A 16,185-nucleotide genomic window follows, 5' to 3' on the forward strand; every position below is an offset into this window, starting at 1 on the left:
CATACAACACGTAGCCAGGGCTTTTTCACACCCTACTCGCCATTACCATTAGCCTGGAATTATGAATCCCGGCTCCTCGCGCACCGCACGCAACCAGCAGCACAATGGCCGCCATATTGCTATCGCCAACGCCCTGCAAAACATCGGCGACCAGACTGCCTCAGCCAAAACTGTCTTGCCCTGGTTGTTTACTGCCGCTGGGGTGCCAGCAGCATTTTCTGGTTTGTTGGTGCCGGTTCGCGAGTCGTTAGCAATGCTCCCGCAGGCTGCACTGCGGGGTTGGGTGACATCACAGGAATCTCGGAAACAGATTTGGATATTGGGCTCACTCGGGCAAGCACTCTGTGCCGCGCTCATGGCACTCGCTGCATTGGTACTGAGCGGGTCCTCGCTAGGCGTCACGGTCGTGGCACTTTTAGCCTGCCTAGCGATTTTTCGTTCCTTGTCTTCACTCTCCGGGAAAGACGTTTTGGGCCGGGCTGTGAGCAAGGGACAACGCGGCGCGGTAACCGGCACCGCGACCACACTATCGGGCATCGTCACTATCGCTGTCGGTGGCGTGCTGTTGTTCGTCCCTTCCCCAATTCCTATTTGGGTCGGCGCAGTCCTCATTGGAATTGGCGCACTCGGTTGGTGTGTGGCATCGCTTTCTTTCGCGCGTGTCGACGAAAACTTGGGTACTCGCTCGCTAAAGAAACCCATGCAACCAGGCCTTCCCACCGACGCACTTCCCTGGTATCGCGATACTTGGCAGTTATTACGTGACGACGCTCATTTCCGGCAATTCGTCGTCGTTCGCTCTCTGCTCCTAGTCTCGTCACTATCCACCGCTTTTATCGTCACACTGAGCACGCTCAACGACAGCAGTTTCGCCGAATTGGGCGCCTTTGTGTTCGTCTCCGGTCTTTCAGCACTGCTTGCAGGAAAAATTTCCGGGATCCGGTCTGATCGTTCCTCCAAGACCGTGATGTCCGTCGCCGCTGGCACGGCTTCATTGGTGCTGTTGCTGCTGGTAGCAAGCTCACTGACTCTTCCTCCCGGCTGGAATTCCGTACTATTTCCACTGGGATTTTTCTTGGTGTCTCTCAGCCACGCCGCCATACGCGTGGCACGTTCGACCTATCTCGTGGACATGGCTGAAGACGACCAACGCACCCGCTATACCGGCGCCGCAAACACACTGATGGGCGTGATTCTGTTATGCGTCGGCGCGTTGTCGTCTGTCATCGCGCTCAAAGGCCCTGCTTGGGCGTTAGTATTTTTGTCTCTCATTGGTTTTGCCGGTGTTTGGGCAGCTCGCAAGCTTCCGGAAGTCTCGCAAGGTGGCTAAAACCCCCACGGTCAAGCGCGCACGCGCGAACACATCGTTATGATTGGTGCCATTAGTTAACCCCCATTTGTTCAGGAGTGAATTCTCGCTGTGGCTCAACAATCTTCCTGCGCGGTCATCGTCTTAGCTGCCGGCGCCGGTACACGGATGAAATCTGCGACCCAGAAAACGCTGCATGAAATTGGCGGGCGCTCGCTGCTTTCCCATAGTGTGCACGCCGCGGCCGGCTTAAATCCGGACAATGTCGTCGTGGTCGTCGGCCACCAGCGTGAGCAGGTAGTGCCAGCCGTCGACACGCTTTCCGAGGAACTCGGCCGTAAGCTGACCACCGCCGTACAAGAAGAACAACTTGGCACCGGGCACGCGGTGCAATGTGCGATGGCTGAGTTGGAAGATTTCCAGGGCACCGTGATTGTCACCAATGCTGATGTGCCCCTACTGCGACCAGAAACCCTCGATCACCTACGCGAGCACCATGAATCCGCACAAGCTGGCGTTACGGTGTTGTCCGTCGAACTTGCCGACGCCACCGGCTACGGCCGCATTGTGCGCGACGATAATCAGCAGGTCACCGCAATTGTCGAGCATAAAGATGCTTCAGCAGAAATCCGAGAAATTACCGAAATCAACTCCGGAGTCTTCGCTTTCGACGCTGCCATCCTGCGCGATGCGCTCACACAACTGAACACGGATAACGCGCAGGGCGAGTTGTATATCACTGACGTGCTGGCTATTGCGCGCAAGGCTGGCCATGGGGTCGGTGCCTATGTCGCAGCTGATGCTGGCGAGCTCGCAGGCGTCAACAACCGCGTACAGCTGGCAGAAGCAGGCAAGGAATTCAACCGCCGCACCGTAGAAGCAGCCATGCTCGGGGGCGCTACCATTGTCGACCCTGCCACCACCTGGATTGGCGCGGATGTCACCGTGGGCCAAGACGTCACCATCCACCCGGGTACGCAGCTGTGGGGAAAAACCTTCATCGCGGACGGCGCGGAAATTGGGCCGGACAGCACACTCACAGATGTCGTCGTCGGCAAGAATGCGCGTGTGATCCGTGCCCACGCAGAAAGCTCGCGTATTGGCGCAGAGGCGAACGTCGGACCATTTACCTACCTTCGCCCAGGTACAGAGTTGGGTAATAACGCCAAGCTCGGTGGCTTCGTTGAGACGAAAAAAGCCACTATCGGTGAAGGCTCCAAAGTTCCGCACCTGACCTACGTGGGTGATGCGACCATCGGCAAACACTCAAATATTGGTGCTTCTTCGGTCTTCGTTAACTATGACGGCGTGAACAAGAATCACACCGTGGTGGGCGATCACGTGCGCACAGGTTCAGACACGATGTTCATCGCACCAGTAACCGTGGGTGATGGCGCCTATTCTGGGGCAGGTACAGTGATTAAAGACGATGTTCCACCAGGGGCACTGGCCGTCTCAGGTGGCCGCCAGCGCAATATCGAGGGCTGGGTCGCGCAAAAGCGCCCGGGTAGTCCCTCTGCGCAGGCTGCACAAGCTGCCGAAAACAGCACAGCCGACAACGGCGAAGCTGACAATCGCAGCACTGATAACGGCAGTGACCAGGGTTCCGAACAAGCGTAGACATCAAAGCAGAAGGGTTAATCCTATGACTGGCAAGATCGCTATGAACCAAAAGAACATGATGGTCTTCAACGGCCGCTCGCACCCAGACCTCGGCGAGGCTGTCGCCAAGAAATTGAGCACAAAAATCACCCCAATGCGAGCAGAAGACTTCGCAAATGGTGAGATCTTCGTTCGCTTTGAAGAATCGGTACGCGGCGCGGATTGTTTCGTTATGCAATCCCACGCGACCGTCGAAGGCGGCGATCTAAACAAATGGCTGATGGAGCAGCTCATCATGATTGATGCGCTCAAGCGTGGTTCCGCTAAGCGCATCACGGCTATTTTGCCGTTCTACCCATACGCACGCCAGGATAAAAAACACCGCGGACGCGAGCCTATTTCCGCTCGCCTGATCTCTGATCTGTTGCAATCCGCTGGTGCTGACCGTTTGGTCTCCGTTGATCTGCACACAGACCAAATCCAAGGCTTTTTTGATGGTCCAGTCGACCACATGCACGCCATGCCGGTGTTGACCGACTACATCAAAGAGAACTACCCAACTGAGAACATGTGCATCGTCTCGCCTGACGCTGGCCGCGTGAAGGTCGCGGAAAAATGGGCAAACGTCCTCGGCGGCGCACCGATGGCCTTCGTCCACAAGACGCGCAGCGTTGATGTAGCCAACGAAGTCGTCGCTAACCGCGTGGTCGGTGATGTTTCGGGCAAGGACTGCATCTTGGTAGACGACATGATTGACACCGGTGGAACTATCGCGGGTGCCGCAAAGATCTTGAAAGATGAAGGCGCCAAGTCTGTCGTTGTAGCCTGCACCCACGGCGTATTTTCTGGTCAAGCCCGAGAGAAGCTCTCGAACTGTGGCGCTGAAGAGGTCATCACCACCGACACCATCCCTCAGTCCACAGAGGGGTGGGACAACTTGACCGTGCTCTCCATCGCCCCTTTGCTGGCTCGCACCATCAACGAGATCTTTGAAAACGGCTCCGTTACCACGCTGTTCGAGGGGTCTGCCTAATGAAAAGCTTTGACGAATTCCGTGACAAAGTAGCCTTGGTTACCGGCGGCGGCTTCGGCATCGGCGAGGAAATCTGCTATGAACTCGGGGAATTGGGAACCCACGTTGTAGTCGCCGATTCCAAAGAACATAAGCCGTCTGAGGTGGCCGAAAAAATCCGTTCTAACGGTGGTTCGGCGTATGCCATTGAGATCGACATGACTGCAGAATCGGACTACAAGGCTGCGGTACAAACCGCCGTAGAGCAGTTTGGTGGTTTACATTACGCGGTTAATTCGCCAGGCTACGGCGGTGAAGGCGAACTCACCGGAAAGCTGAATGGTCGGCAATGGCGCGATTTGGTTGATCTCAACCTCAACGGCGTCGCTTATGCCATGCGTTATGAGATCGAACAATTCTTAGACATGGACATGAGCTCGGAGTGTTCCATCGTCAATGTCGCTTCTGTGCACGGGTTAGTGGCAGCTAAGGGCAAAGCAGCCTATTCCGCTGCCAAGCACGGCGTCATCGGGCTAACCCGTTCAGCCGCCGTGGAATACGGCTCCAAGGCAATTCGTGTCAACGCGGTGTGCCCAGGCTATATCCGGAACGCCCTGCTCGCGAATTTCATGGATGAAGATGAGCTGACCAAACTGATCAACGACCATCCACTTGGCAGGCTGGGGTCAGTTCGAGAAGTTGCCGCGATGGTGCTGTTCCTGCTTTCGTCAAACGCATCGTTTATCACCGGCAGCACGCAAACCGTGGATGGTGGCTATACCGCCATTTAGGTCATCCCCATTTAAGACCATAATCTTTAAGAACATAGCAATTTCAGGTCTAGGCACAGTATCGCCTGTGTTTCGTTGCTGGCCTGCTGTTTGCTATGATGGCTCTCGTCTCGGCGAGGGCCATTCATTTTTGGCCGTTATCGACGCGATCTACACTTAACCCGGTAGCTCCCCCGGTCGTGGATGTGCCCTTGCCTGTGCACGTTTGTCCACATATTTATTTTCACTACACTGAGGAGTTATCCATTATGGCTCAAAATACCCCTGCTCTCGCGGCACAGCCACGTAATGAGTTTGGTAAGGGCGCTGCCCGCCGTTTGCGTCGTGAATGGCGCGTACCTGGCGTTCTATACGGCCCAAACACCGACCCAATTCACTTCTCTGTAGACCTGCTGGAGCTACAGACATTGATCCGTTACAACGGCCTGAACGCAGTTCTGGAATTGGAACTTGACGGCGAAAAGCACCTGTCTATGGTGAAGAACGTTGACCAAAACGTCCTCACCCTAGACGTCGATCACGTGGACCTATTGTCGATTAAGCGCGGCGAAAAGGTTGAGGTTGAGGTTCCTGTCACTGTTACTGGTGAGCCTGCCGCTGGCATGATGTTCATCCAGGACAACGACGTCTTGTTGGTTGAGGCCGACGTTCTGTCCATTCCAGAAGAGATCGAAGTTTCCATCGAAGGCGCAGAAGATGGCACCGTCATCACTGCAGCTGATTTGGACATCCCTGGTGGCGCCACCCTGGTCGCAGAAGAAGACACCGTCATCGTCTCCGTCATGGAGCCACAGGAAGACGAAGAACTCGAGGCTGCTGCTGCCGCTGCTGAAGAAGGCGGCGCTGAAGCCGGTGCAGACTCTGAAGAGGAGTCCGATGAGGAAACCCCTGCAGATCGTCTGGACCCTGACACCGAGTCCTCCGACGACAAATAAGCCACTGGATTATCTAGCCGTCGGCTAGATATGCCCAAACAGAAAGCCGAGTCCACCCCATGCACACTGTGAACGCTCTGTCTCAGCACAATAGTGTTCTGATAGTTGGGCTCGGCAACCCCGGTGCGCGTTATGCACAAACTCGGCACAATATTGGCTATCGCATCGTCAATGAATTAGCAGAAACGACAGCTTTCCAGCCTGTGCCATTTAGTTTGCATAAACGCACCGGGGCTTTTGTGGCCGAAATGCCTGCTGGTTCTATAGGCTACGGCTCCCCAAAAATCATCCTGTCGCGCACCGGTACACCGATGAACACCTCTGGCGGTGTGGTCAATGCCCTGGCAAATTATTTTCATATTCCGGCTATCGGCATCGTCGCAGTTTATGACGATATGGAACGCGACTTTGGCGATTTCACTTTAAAACACGGCAGTGGCGATAAAGGCCACAACGGCTTGAAATCCCTTACCAAAGCTCTGGGTACCAAAGACTATGCTCGTCTCAGCGTTGGTATTGGACGGCCCCCTGGCAAGATGGATCCGTCATCGTTTGTTTTAGGCAACTTTTCCGCCGCCCAAGAACGCGAATTGGATTTTATTATTCCGGACGTCGCTGACTATCTCCGGAAAGCACTTCTATAAATTTTCCCCTCGGGAATCCTCTGATATCGGGATATCGATCACGAATAGCCGGTATAGTGGGAGTTACGACTGCACAGTTGCACCCAAAACGAGGAGTTCCCTTGAGTTTCGAATCCATTGCGGATGTCGTCCAACATATCGAAGATGAAGATATTAAATTTGTCGACATTCAGTTCACTGACCTTCCCGGTGTAGAGCACCACTTCAGCATCCCTGCCTCGGAATTTACTGAGGAGGCAGCAGAAGAAGGCCTGGCTTTCGACGGCTCCTCAATTCGAGGATTCACCACCATTGATGAATCCGACATGATGTTGCTGCCGGATCCACATTCTGCAATCGTGGATCCTTTCCGCACGACAAAAACCTTGAACATCAAATGCTTCGTGCACGATCCGTTTACTCGTGAACCGTTTTCACGTGACCCACGCACGACTGCGCGTAAAGCGGAGGAGTATCTGAAGTCCACAGGCATCGCTGATACCTGCTTCTTCGGCGCCGAAGCCGAGTTTTATTTGTTCGATAAGGTTCGTTTCGATACCTCCACCAATGCTGGTTTCTACGAGGTGGATTCGGACGAAGGCTGGTGGAATACCGACAAAGAAACCACTATCGACGGCCTACCAAACCCTGGCTATAAAAATCGCCCTAAAGGCGGCTATTTCCCTACCGCACCGTATGACCAGACCGTAGAAATCCGCGATGCCATGGCATTGAACCTAGAAAAGGTTGGCTTTGAGCTAGAGCGGTTCCACCACGAAGTGGGTTCCGGCGGCCAGCAGGAAATCAACTACCGCTTCTCCACCCTGCTGCACTCTGCAGACCAAATTCAGCTGTTTAAATACATCATCAAAAACACCGCGTTCCAGCATGGCAAGACTGCAACGTTCATGCCAAAGCCACTGGCTGGCGATAACGGTTCGGGCATGCACGCCCACCAGTCGCTGTGGAAAGATGGTGCGCCGCTGTTCCATGATGAAGACGGCTACGCGGGCCTGTCAGACATCGCCCGCTACTACATCGGTGGCATTCTGGAACATGCCGGTGCAGTACTGGCATTCACCAACGCCACGCTGAACTCCTACCACCGTCTGGTCCCTGGTTTCGAGGCGCCAATCAATTTGGTCTACTCCCAGCGCAACCGTTCGGCAGCCGTGCGTATCCCAACCACCGGTAATAACCCGAAAGCGAAGCGTTTGGAGTTCCGCGCACCGGACCCTTCAGGTAACCCATACTTGGGCTTTGCAGCAATGATGATGGCTGGTATCGACGGTATTAAAAACCGCATCGAACCACACGCTCCAGTGGATAAAGACCTTTACGAACTCCCACCAGAAGAGGCCCAAGACATCCCGACCGCACCAACCTCGTTGGAAGAATCGCTGAAGGCCTTGCAGGAAGACAACGAGTTCCTCACCGAAGGCGATGTCTTCACCGAAGACCTCATCGATACCTACATCAAGTACAAGTACGACGAGGAAATCACTCCGGTTCGCCTGCGCCCAACCCCGCAGGAATTCGAGATGTACTACGACTGCTAAGCACCAAGCTTCACGCGCCAGCGCCCCACTTTCGGTGGGGCGTTTTTTGGTTGGCTGTCATTTCGAGGAAACTAAACCACCGAATTTTAGGTCATCTATTCTTTACAGGTCGCATTTAGTAAGCTGAGAATTAGATACGAGATTAGGCCTGCCTTAACGTATCTGTCATAGTCTAATGTTGTCTAACGCTGTTTAACGCTGGTGGGCCTTAAAGAAAGGACCCACCATGCCCCGTACCTCCTCGAACCCCGATGGCAAGACAAATCCACTTCCCTATGCACAGCGCCGCGCAGAAGATGCGCCCGGACACTGGCTGCTTGCGCGGCTCGGAAAACGTGTGCTGCGCCCTGGCGGATTGGAACTCACCCGCAAGCTATTGCACAACGCCAAACTTACTGATGCCGACGTGGTCGAGCTAGCGCCTGGATTAGGCCGTACCGCCAGCGAACTACTCACTTACCAACCAGCCAGCTATATCGGTGTCGACAAAGACGAAGATGCCGCGCGCATTACTGGGGAGATCGTCAAAGATACCGGCCGCATGGTACATGCAGATGCCGCAGATACTGGCCTGCCTGATGCTCATGCCGACGTTGTGTTGGGCGAGGCGATGTTGACGATGCAGTCGCCCACCGGAAAGCAAAAAATCGTACAGGAAGCAGCGCGAATGCTGCGCCCCGGCGGACGCTACGCCATCCACGAGCTCGGCTTGCAACCCGATGACCTCGACGACGAGTTTAAAACCGATTTGCGCAAGAATCTCGCGCGGGTAATTAAGGTCAATGCTCGGCCGCTCACCATCGCGGAATGGACACAATTGCTAGAAGATGCCGGCTTACAGGTGGAATGGACTGGCACCGCACCCATGGCATTGCTGCAAATGCGCCGCAATCTTGCCGACGAGGGATTTTTGGGAACACTGCGCATCATCAAAAACGCCGCCCTGGACGCCGATGCCCGGCGCCGCATGTTGGCCATGCGCAAGCTATTTAATCAGCACAGCGATGTACTGTGCGGCGTCGCACTCGTGGCACGAAAGCCAGAATAATTTTGGGAAAAGATCACAACTATTCCACCATCCCAACGCTTACCATTAGATAAAATGGTGGATGTATTCAACCGCAGAAAGGATGAACCATGACCTATGTAAACATCTCCGCACTGAGCTTTCCGGAAGGTGCCGCCGAAGAAATCGAGCAGCGTTTTGCGCAGCGTGCCAAGGGCGTCGACAAGGCAGAAGGGTTTGAAGGCTTCGAATTGCTGCGCCCCGTCTCTGGCGAAGATCGCTACTTCGTGATCACCCGCTGGGATAGCCAAGAAAACTACCAGAAATGGTCAGACGCTCGCCCAGAAGGCAACCACGTGGAAGATGAAAAACGCGGCATGGCTGTCGACGTATTGGGCTTTGAATCCATCCAGCTGGAAAGCTAATCCAGACACCACGCAAACACAAAACAAAGCCGCGGGGTTCAATCTCGGACCCCGCGGCTTTTATCGGCACTGGCACTAGTACCAGTGCATCAACTCCCCCGCGACTTACAGTTCACTGATTGGACTGCGGTGCGGCAGCACACGCGGGCGCTTACCCGCAATGTCTTCAACGAAGCGTACTACCTGGTTGGAGTAGCCATACTCGTTGTCGTACCAGCCGTAGACCACCAGGTGTTTGGTGCCATTGGCAATCGTCGCCAAGCCATCAAAACGTTCGGGGTAGGAACACGGATGGCATTACCGGTGAGCTTGCCCACTGCCCACAAATGGCAGGCATGGTGTATAGCTACTTAGGCTACAGAATGATCTATCCCGTGGTTGTATCACCCACCCCTGTGAGGGCCCAACCATCATAATTAACCTCAAAAATCAGAGGCAGGTCTGCCGGTAACCATCCACGATAACCAAAGTATTCCGGGGCCCTATGGGAGCACAAAGTAACATCTAGCCTATCGAGCACGTCAAAATCAACGTCACCGTCGGCATCTTTCAGGTACACCACCTCTTGAGTGTCGTAGCTGCCTAAGTCATAAGCCTCATCAGGCTCCAGACCCAGATGTTCGGAAATATCATCGACACTGGTGTACGGACATTGGACACCAAATTCTACCCAATGCTGACCATAAGCATCGCGAACCGAGATAGTAACCGGACCCCCAGATTCACTTGCAGCTGGTAACGCTTGTTCAATTTCGCTTGAACAAGCCACCAAGAACGCCATCAAAGACAACGCAAGGAACGCTTTACCCTGCCCAAAACTCAAGGGAAAACGGGAAGAATATCTCATTTCGGCAATGTCTCTAGCAAAGATGCATTCGCCATATCTTTACAGACATAAACGATTCCCTTATCCATACCCTCTTTTCCTTTTATCATCAGCCCAATAGCACGTCCTGCAGCATTGTTAAAAACATCCATCTCCGCTTCGCCTGGATCATTCGGCCATACGTCTTCGTGGTTATTCGCAATCCGTAACGCTGCATCTTCAGACAAATGCAAAGTCATCAATCCGCTCCAGTAGCAGTGACGAAAAGCATGGCATGTCTGTCGACGTATTGGGGTTTGAATCCATCCAGCTGGAAAGCTAAACCAGGCACCACACAAACGCAAAACAAAGCCGCGGGCCCAATCTCGGATCCCGCGGCTTTTATCGGCACTGGCACTAGTACCAGTGCATCAACTCCCCCGCGACTTACAGCTCGCTGATTGGACTGCGGTGCGGCAGCACACGTGGGCGCTTACCCGCGATGTCTTCCACGAAACGCACTACCTGGTTGGAATAGCCATACTCGTTGTCATACCAGACGTAAACCACCAGGTGTTTAGTGCCATTGGCAATCGTCGCCAAGCCATCAACCACACCGGCCTTAACCGAGCCGACGAAATCCGAGGAGACCAATTCCGGATCGTTGACGTAGTCCACCTGCTGACGCAGATTCGACAGCAGCGCCACCTTGCGCAGGTAGTCATTGACCTCGTCCTTGGTCACCTCAGTTTCCAGTTCCAGGTTCAGCACCGCCATCGAAACATTCGGGGTTGGCACACGGATGGCATTACCGGTGAGCTTGCCTTCGAATTCCGGCAAGGCCTTTGATACCGCCTTCGCAGCACCGGTTTCGGTCAGCACCATATTCAGACCCGCAGCGCGTCCACGACGGTCACCCTTGTGGTAGTTGTCGATCAGGTTTTGATCGTTGGTAAACGAGTGGGCGGTTTCCACGTGGCCGTGCGCGACGCCGTAGCGATCGCCCAGTGCCTTGAGCACCGGAGTAATGCCGTTGGTGGTACAGGATGCTGCAGATAGCACCTTGTCATCGTCACTAATGCTGTCTTCGTTGATGCCGAAAACGACGTTCGGGATATCGCCCTTGCCCGGCGCCGTCAGCAAGACACGGTCTGCGCCCTTGGCCTCCAGGTGCTGCGACAAGCCCTTGCGATCACGCCATGCGCCGGTGTTGTCGACGACAATGGCGTTGTTGATGCCATAGGAGGTGTAATCGATTTCCTGTGGCGCGTTGGCGTAGATAACCTGGATCTTGGTGCCGTTTGCCCAGATAATGTTGTTTTCTTCATCCACGGAAATGGTGCCGTTGAATTCGCCATGCACGGAATCACGGCGCAGCAGCGAGGCACGTTTAATGATGTCGCCGTCGCCCTTGGAGCGCACGACAATCGCACGCAAACGCACACCGCCATAGGATGCTTCGCGCTCCACCAGGATGCGTGCGAGCAGACGACCAATACGGCCAAAACCGTACAGCACGACGTCGGTGGGTTCTTTCACGTTGGTGCGGCCACCAATGACTTCCTCTAACTCGGAGTGCAGGTAGTCAGAAAGATCAGTAGCACCGGATTGCGCAAACCCAACGGCCAAGCGCCCGACGTCGATCGATGCAGTACCCAAATCCATTGAGGTGAGTTCGCGCAGCACCGGCAGGGTCTTCTCCAGCGGCAAGTCTTCTTCGATGACCTGGTGCGCACGTTCGTGGGCTTTGATGATATCGATGTCGGTGACGCTAATCAGCAGACGACCAAAAATAGAGGTCACAACGTTGTTGTTGCGGTGCAGCGAGCTGATCAGCGGGATCATCTCCTGCGCCAGCGCGATGCGTTCATTCCAGTTGTCGTGTCCTACCTCGGCGGGCTGATTCACAGTCATCTTCCTTTACGCGGGGGTATCGGGGTGCAAAATTACAACCCACATCCTACCCCGATTTTGGTTACTACCCCCGTAATTGGGCAAGGATGTCGGCGACACTGCCCTGACCGATCTTGTCGACGTCTTCGCCGACCAAGCAATATGCCACCCGCGGATCATTCTCCTGCCGCAGTGGCGCCAGCAATGAGTTCAACAGCGGATACATCGCCGGCACGTCATCGTGGTGTCCGCGAATAAATTCCGTCTCGAGGCCGCGGGCCACCCGGCCGGAAAACGCCCGGGTCGCCACCGAACGGCCCCCGACCTGCAGTAGGGTGCGGTTGAACTCACTGGTGCCGGCTTCGTCGGCAAGCAAAAACGCCGAACCGCAACTCACCGCTTTCACCCGCGGGAGCTTAAGCAGCTCACGGGCATCGTCAGCAGTACGCACCCCACCAGAGGCCACGAGTTGTGCATTCACGCCAGCCAGCGACATCGTCTCGATAAGATCAACCAACCCTAGCCCGGACGGTTGTTCTTCCACCGACCAGGTTCCGCGGTGACCACCAGCGGCTGGGCCTTGCACGACTAGAGCATCGGCACCTGCATCTTGCGCACTCAACGCGTCTTCAATACTGGTGACGGTCACCCATGCCTCGATACCAGCCTCATGCAGGCGGCTTATTTCTGCAGAGCTAAAACACCCGAATGTCGAGCTGACCACCGTCGGTGGATTAGCGGCGGACACAACAGCATCCAACTTATCCTGCCAACCATTGCTGTAATCCAGGTTTGGAAGCTGATCCGCTACCGCGTAGTCGCGCTGTAATTGTTGGTGAACACTGTTGATCTCCGCAGTAATTTCCAGAGGGGTTTGCGGGGCAAATAAGTTCACCCCATAACGAATCCCCGAATCAATGCTGGCAAGCATGTGCTGCGCGCGGCCCACCGAAGTGGTGCCGAACGCCAGAAAACCGAAGGAACCAGCTTTAGCGGCTGCGTTAACCAGCCTCGGTGTGGACGGGCCACCTGCCATAGGTGCGATGAGTATACGGGATTCTAGGTGGCGTAATACTTCCGACATATCTGCCAGGCTAATGCAGATCACCGGCGTGCAGCAGTCAGTAGAGAAAACCCCCGCAATAATGAGACACTGGGCGGGTGAATATTGTGCGCAACCTATTATCAAGAATTTTCGGACGCAATACCGACAGCGCTAGTGAGGCAATCGCCAACCCCGCCGACGGTGGTTATCAGAGGGCAACGACCCAACAACCGGTATTAAATCTTGCCGACGTCACTGCCGAGTGGCTAATCGTCGGTTTGGGTAATCCGGGGCAAAAATATGCGGCCACGCGCCACAACGTGGGCTATATGGTGGTCGATGATTTGCTCGCCGAATCCGGCGAGACCTTGCAACCTATTAAAGATGTGCAGGCTTTCGGCACCATCATTGAATGTGGCGAAAACTCCGCTCTGGTACTACGCACCGCAAGTTTTATGAATAATTCTGGCCCGGCGATTGCCGAAGTTGCTCAACAACTGGGCATCCCCACCGAGCGAGTGCTGCTTATTCACGATGAATTAGACCTGAAAGAACACAAAATCCGCCTCAAACAAGGCGGAAATGAAGCCGGACATAACGGCCTAAAATCGACGACTGAGCATCTAGGCACCCGTGATTATCCCCGCGTGCGTATGGGGGTGGGGCACCCTGGGAAAGGAAACGACATCATCGCCTGGGTGCTGGGACCGGTCCCAGCCGACGCTGGTTTTGATGGGTTTATTGCCACCGGCGCCGAAGCCGCCCGGTTAATCGTGGCCAGGGGTTTAGGCGCCGCGCAAAACGAGATTCATTCTCGCTAATTAGTTTTGTGCAGTGCTGGTGACCTGGTCAAGCAGTTTGTCCAGGCCAGCCTTGTCCGCATCGGATGCGCGGAATTCACCATTGGCATCTTCTGGGTATGCAGTATTCAGGTCGATGTTGACGCCTTCGTCTGCCAGCTGCATAGCCAACATGCCGCTAACTACAGTGCGCCAGGTGTCGGTCGCACCTTTGCCGGCCTGTGAGTAGCCGTAGCCGACGAAACCGATTGGCTTGCCCTGCCATTCTTGGCCAAGCTGGTCGAAGGCATTTTTCATTGGGCCAGGTACGGTGCCGTTGTATTCCGGAGTCACAAAAACGAAGCCGTCGTACTGAGCGATTACTTTGGCCCACTGCTGGGTCTTAGGATCCCCGTACTCGCCATTGGCCATGGCCGGGACGGTATCTGCAGCCAAAAATGGCAGGTCATGATCCTGCAGGTCGATGATTTCGTAATTGTGGCCGTCATTGCGGTGGGATGCGTGCTCGTGCACCCAGTGGCCAATCGCTTCACCAGCGCGGCCTGCACGGATCGAACCAATAAAGACACCAATATTCACGGTTACCTCCTAGAAATAATGAAGTTGATACAACAACAATAAAACGACTTTAGTTGACCTGTCAACAATAACTTCTTGGTATTCGTGAAAACCAGATCCACGTCGGCACGCACAGCACCGAACCATTAGACTGTTCAACCATGACCACTGCTGTTTCCTCCCCTGCCCACGAGGCCTCGCGCCGCCGCACCTTTGCTGTGATCGCCCACCCCGACGCGGGTAAATCAACCCTGACCGAGGCGCTGGCGCTACACGCACACATCATCACCGAAGCTGGCGCGGTACACGGCAAAGGAAACCGCAAAGCCACCGTGTCTGACTGGATGGACATGGAAAAAGACCGAGGCATTTCCGTGGCCTCTTCCGCGCTGCAGTTCAACTATTCCCCGGAAGGCCACGACGGCGAACCGTACGTGATCAACCTGGTAGATACCCCTGGACACGCAGATTTTTCGGAGGATACCTACCGCGTTCTCACTGCCGTCGACGCGGCAGTCATGCTCATCGACGCCGCCAAGGGCCTGGAGCCGCAAACACTGAAGCTATTCCGCGTATGTAAAGCCCGTGGTTTGCCGATTATCACGGTGATCAACAAGTGGGACCGGGTGGGCCGCGAACCTTTGGAGCTTGTCGACGAAATCGTCAACGAAATCCAGCTCCAGCCCACACCGCTATACTGGCCGGTCGGCGAAGCCGGTGACTTCCGCGGGCTCGCCCACATTAACGACGACGGTGAAGCCGATAACTACATCCACTTCATCCGCACCGCCGGTGGCTCCACCATCGCACCGGAAGAGCACTACTCACCGCAGCAAGCTGGCGAAAAAGAAGCCGAAGCGTGGGAAACAGCAGTGGAAGAAGCCGAGCTTTTGGCCGCCGATGGCGCGCTACACGATCAAGACCTATTCGAACAGTGTGTGACCTCGCCGTTGATTTTCGCCTCCGCGATGCTGAACTTCGGCGTACACCAAATCCTGGACACGTTGTGCGCAATCGCCCCAGAACCAAGTAGCCGCGAGTGCGACCCCAAGGTAGTGGAAAAGGCCACCGGGGCCATCGCCGAAACCCGCGAGGTGGACGACGATTTCGCCGGAGTGGTATTCAAAGTGCAAGCCGGCATGGACCGCAACCACCGCGACACCCTAGCCTTTATGCGCGTGGTCTCTGGCGTCTTCGAGCGCGGCATGCAGGTCACGCACGCGCAATCTGGGCGCAGCTTCTCGACGAAATACGCGCTGACCGTTTTCGGCCGCACCCGCGATACCGTTGAGGCCGCCTATCCAGGCGATATCGTCGGATTGGTCAACGCGGGATCACTGGCCCCTGGCGATACCATTTATTCGGGCAAGAAGATCCAGTTCCGCCCGATGCCACAGTTCGCTCCGGAAAGTTTCCAGACTCTACGAGCAAAATCGCTGGGCAAATACAAGCAATTCCGCAAAGGGTTGGAGCAGCTGGATGCCGAGGGCGTCGTCCAGATCCTGCGCAACGAACTGCGCGGCGATGCTGCCCCTGTGATGGCAGCCGTCGGCCCGATGCAATTCGAAGTCATGCAGGCCCGCATGGAAGTCGAATACAACGTGGAAACAGTCGTCGAGCCCGTACCTTATTCGGTAGCACGACGCACCGACGCGGCCTCAGCTGCAGAATTAGGCCGCCAGCGCGGAGTGGAAATTTTCACTCGCACCGACGGCGAATTGATCGCGCTGTTCGGCGATAAATGGAAGCTCGCGTTCGTACAAAAAGAACACCCAGAGCTGACGATGGAACCATTGGTGGCGGATTAGATATCGGCCCGCGC

General features: G+C 55.3%; 16 protein-coding genes and 1 pseudogene. 11 read left to right on the forward strand and 6 right to left on the reverse strand.

Annotated elements, in window-relative coordinates; all coding sequences use genetic code 11:
* Nucleotides 1–61 precede the first annotated feature (61 nt).
* The 9 genes from HMPREF1292_RS09740 (at nucleotide 62) to HMPREF1292_RS09780 (ending at nucleotide 9,262) form a co-directional block, all read left to right on the forward strand.
* Nucleotides 62–1,330 (forward strand): hypothetical protein, encoded by a 1,269-nt coding sequence (locus HMPREF1292_RS09740; RefSeq protein WP_023019727.1) that lies wholly within the window; start codon nucleotides 62–64, stop codon nucleotides 1,328–1,330.
* A gap of 90 nt (nucleotides 1,331–1,420) precedes the next feature.
* A complete protein-coding gene (glmU, locus tag HMPREF1292_RS09745; RefSeq protein ID WP_023019728.1) occupies nucleotides 1,421–2,929 on the forward strand; it encodes a bifunctional UDP-N-acetylglucosamine diphosphorylase/glucosamine-1-phosphate N-acetyltransferase GlmU in 1,509 nt (502 codons plus the stop codon).
* A gap of 25 nt (nucleotides 2,930–2,954) precedes the next feature.
* Nucleotides 2,955–3,944: a ribose-phosphate diphosphokinase gene (locus HMPREF1292_RS09750; protein WP_023019729.1), complete on the forward strand. Its 990-nt coding sequence runs from the start codon at nucleotides 2,955–2,957 to the stop codon at nucleotides 3,942–3,944.
* A complete protein-coding gene (locus HMPREF1292_RS09755; protein ID WP_023019730.1) occupies nucleotides 3,944–4,714 on the forward strand; it encodes an SDR family NAD(P)-dependent oxidoreductase in 771 nt (256 codons plus the stop codon). The genes HMPREF1292_RS09750 and HMPREF1292_RS09755 overlap by 1 nt, the downstream gene beginning before the upstream one ends.
* 248 nt (nucleotides 4,715–4,962) lie before the next feature.
* Entirely contained in the window at nucleotides 4,963–5,649 is a 687-nt protein-coding gene (locus HMPREF1292_RS09760) for a 50S ribosomal protein L25/general stress protein Ctc (RefSeq protein ID WP_021353256.1), read from the forward strand.
* A gap of 59 nt (nucleotides 5,650–5,708) precedes the next feature.
* Nucleotides 5,709–6,293 carry an aminoacyl-tRNA hydrolase gene (gene pth, locus HMPREF1292_RS09765; RefSeq protein ID WP_023019731.1) on the forward strand — a complete coding sequence of 195 codons (585 nt, stop codon included), beginning with the start codon at nucleotides 5,709–5,711 and terminating at the stop codon, nucleotides 6,291–6,293.
* Between the two features lie 101 nt (nucleotides 6,294–6,394).
* The gene (gene glnA, locus HMPREF1292_RS09770; RefSeq protein WP_021353254.1) at nucleotides 6,395–7,831 is read left to right on the forward strand and encodes a type I glutamate--ammonia ligase; all 1,437 of its coding nucleotides are present in this window, start codon (nucleotides 6,395–6,397) and stop codon (nucleotides 7,829–7,831) included.
* Between the two features lie 226 nt (nucleotides 7,832–8,057).
* Nucleotides 8,058–8,879 (forward strand): class I SAM-dependent methyltransferase, encoded by an 822-nt coding sequence (locus HMPREF1292_RS09775; RefSeq protein WP_023019732.1) that lies wholly within the window; start codon nucleotides 8,058–8,060, stop codon nucleotides 8,877–8,879.
* Between the two features lie 89 nt (nucleotides 8,880–8,968).
* Nucleotides 8,969–9,262 carry an antibiotic biosynthesis monooxygenase gene (locus HMPREF1292_RS09780; protein WP_021352760.1) on the forward strand — a complete coding sequence of 98 codons (294 nt, stop codon included), beginning with the start codon at nucleotides 8,969–8,971 and terminating at the stop codon, nucleotides 9,260–9,262.
* Between the two features lie 105 nt (nucleotides 9,263–9,367).
* Here HMPREF1292_RS09780 and HMPREF1292_RS11170 read toward each other — a convergent pair.
* From HMPREF1292_RS11170 to HMPREF1292_RS09800, 5 genes and pseudogenes are all read right to left on the reverse strand, one after another.
* Nucleotides 9,368–9,529 (reverse strand): annotated as a pseudogene (locus HMPREF1292_RS11170) (glyceraldehyde-3-phosphate dehydrogenase); the annotation flags it as partial.
* A gap of 100 nt (nucleotides 9,530–9,629) precedes the next feature.
* Entirely contained in the window at nucleotides 9,630–10,109 is a 480-nt protein-coding gene (locus HMPREF1292_RS10540; protein ID WP_021352762.1) for a hypothetical protein, read from the reverse strand.
* On the reverse strand, nucleotides 10,106–10,327 hold the full coding sequence (locus HMPREF1292_RS09790; RefSeq protein WP_021352763.1) for a hypothetical protein: 222 nt from the start codon (nucleotides 10,325–10,327) through the stop codon (nucleotides 10,106–10,108). Before HMPREF1292_RS09790 ends, HMPREF1292_RS10540 begins: the two co-directional genes overlap by 4 nt.
* A gap of 187 nt (nucleotides 10,328–10,514) precedes the next feature.
* Nucleotides 10,515–11,981 carry a glyceraldehyde-3-phosphate dehydrogenase gene (locus HMPREF1292_RS09795; protein WP_027017675.1) on the reverse strand — a complete coding sequence of 489 codons (1,467 nt, stop codon included), beginning with the start codon at nucleotides 11,979–11,981 and terminating at the stop codon, nucleotides 10,515–10,517.
* A 64-nt stretch (nucleotides 11,982–12,045) separates the two neighbouring features.
* Nucleotides 12,046–13,044, reverse strand: coding sequence for a nitronate monooxygenase (locus tag HMPREF1292_RS09800; protein WP_023019734.1), 999 nt, complete (start codon nucleotides 13,042–13,044; stop codon nucleotides 12,046–12,048).
* A 77-nt stretch (nucleotides 13,045–13,121) separates the two neighbouring features.
* Here HMPREF1292_RS09800 and pth (HMPREF1292_RS09805) point away from each other — a divergent pair, with 77 nt between their 5' ends.
* On the forward strand, nucleotides 13,122–13,826 hold the full coding sequence (pth, locus tag HMPREF1292_RS09805; RefSeq protein WP_023019735.1) for an aminoacyl-tRNA hydrolase: 705 nt from the start codon (nucleotides 13,122–13,124) through the stop codon (nucleotides 13,824–13,826).
* Here pth (HMPREF1292_RS09805) and HMPREF1292_RS09810 read toward each other — a convergent pair whose 3' ends face one another.
* Entirely contained in the window at nucleotides 13,827–14,384 is a 558-nt protein-coding gene (locus HMPREF1292_RS09810; RefSeq protein WP_023019736.1) for an NADPH-dependent FMN reductase, read from the reverse strand.
* A gap of 140 nt (nucleotides 14,385–14,524) precedes the next feature.
* On the opposite strand from HMPREF1292_RS09810, the gene HMPREF1292_RS09815 reads away from it, so the two are divergent.
* Complete coding sequence (locus tag HMPREF1292_RS09815) at nucleotides 14,525–16,171, forward strand: peptide chain release factor 3 (protein ID WP_023019737.1); 1,647 nt, start codon at nucleotides 14,525–14,527, stop codon at nucleotides 16,169–16,171.
* The last annotated feature ends 14 nt before the right edge of the window (nucleotides 16,172–16,185 follow it).

Source organism: Corynebacterium sp. KPL1995 (assembly GCF_000477935.1).
GTDB lineage: Bacteria > Actinomycetota > Actinomycetes > Mycobacteriales > Mycobacteriaceae > Corynebacterium > Corynebacterium pseudodiphtheriticum.

Excerpts from the sequence above, each read along its gene's own strand:
- HMPREF1292_RS09740 (WP_023019727.1), top strand. The coding sequence starts at position 62 with ATGAATCCCGGCTCCTCGCGCACCGCACGCAACCAGCAGCACAATGGC.
- HMPREF1292_RS09750 (WP_023019729.1), top strand. The coding sequence starts at position 2,955 with ATGACTGGCAAGATCGCTATGAACCAAAAGAACATGATGGTCTTCAAC.
- HMPREF1292_RS09755 (WP_023019730.1), top strand. The coding sequence starts at position 3,944 with ATGAAAAGCTTTGACGAATTCCGTGACAAAGTAGCCTTGGTTACCGGC.
- HMPREF1292_RS09760 (WP_021353256.1), top strand. The coding sequence starts at position 4,963 with ATGGCTCAAAATACCCCTGCTCTCGCGGCACAGCCACGTAATGAGTTT.
- pth (WP_023019731.1), top strand. The coding sequence starts at position 5,709 with ATGCACACTGTGAACGCTCTGTCTCAGCACAATAGTGTTCTGATAGTT.
- HMPREF1292_RS09775 (WP_023019732.1), top strand. The coding sequence starts at position 8,058 with ATGCCCCGTACCTCCTCGAACCCCGATGGCAAGACAAATCCACTTCCC.
- HMPREF1292_RS09780 (WP_021352760.1), top strand. The coding sequence starts at position 8,969 with ATGACCTATGTAAACATCTCCGCACTGAGCTTTCCGGAAGGTGCCGCC.
- HMPREF1292_RS10540 (WP_021352762.1), bottom strand. The coding sequence starts at position 10,109 with ATGAGATATTCTTCCCGTTTTCCCTTGAGTTTTGGGCAGGGTAAAGCG.
- HMPREF1292_RS09790 (WP_021352763.1), bottom strand. The coding sequence starts at position 10,327 with ATGACTTTGCATTTGTCTGAAGATGCAGCGTTACGGATTGCGAATAAC.
- HMPREF1292_RS09795 (WP_027017675.1), bottom strand. The coding sequence starts at position 11,981 with ATGACTGTGAATCAGCCCGCCGAGGTAGGACACGACAACTGGAATGAA.
- HMPREF1292_RS09800 (WP_023019734.1), bottom strand. The coding sequence starts at position 13,044 with ATGTCGGAAGTATTACGCCACCTAGAATCCCGTATACTCATCGCACCT.
- HMPREF1292_RS09815 (WP_023019737.1), top strand. The coding sequence starts at position 14,525 with ATGACCACTGCTGTTTCCTCCCCTGCCCACGAGGCCTCGCGCCGCCGC.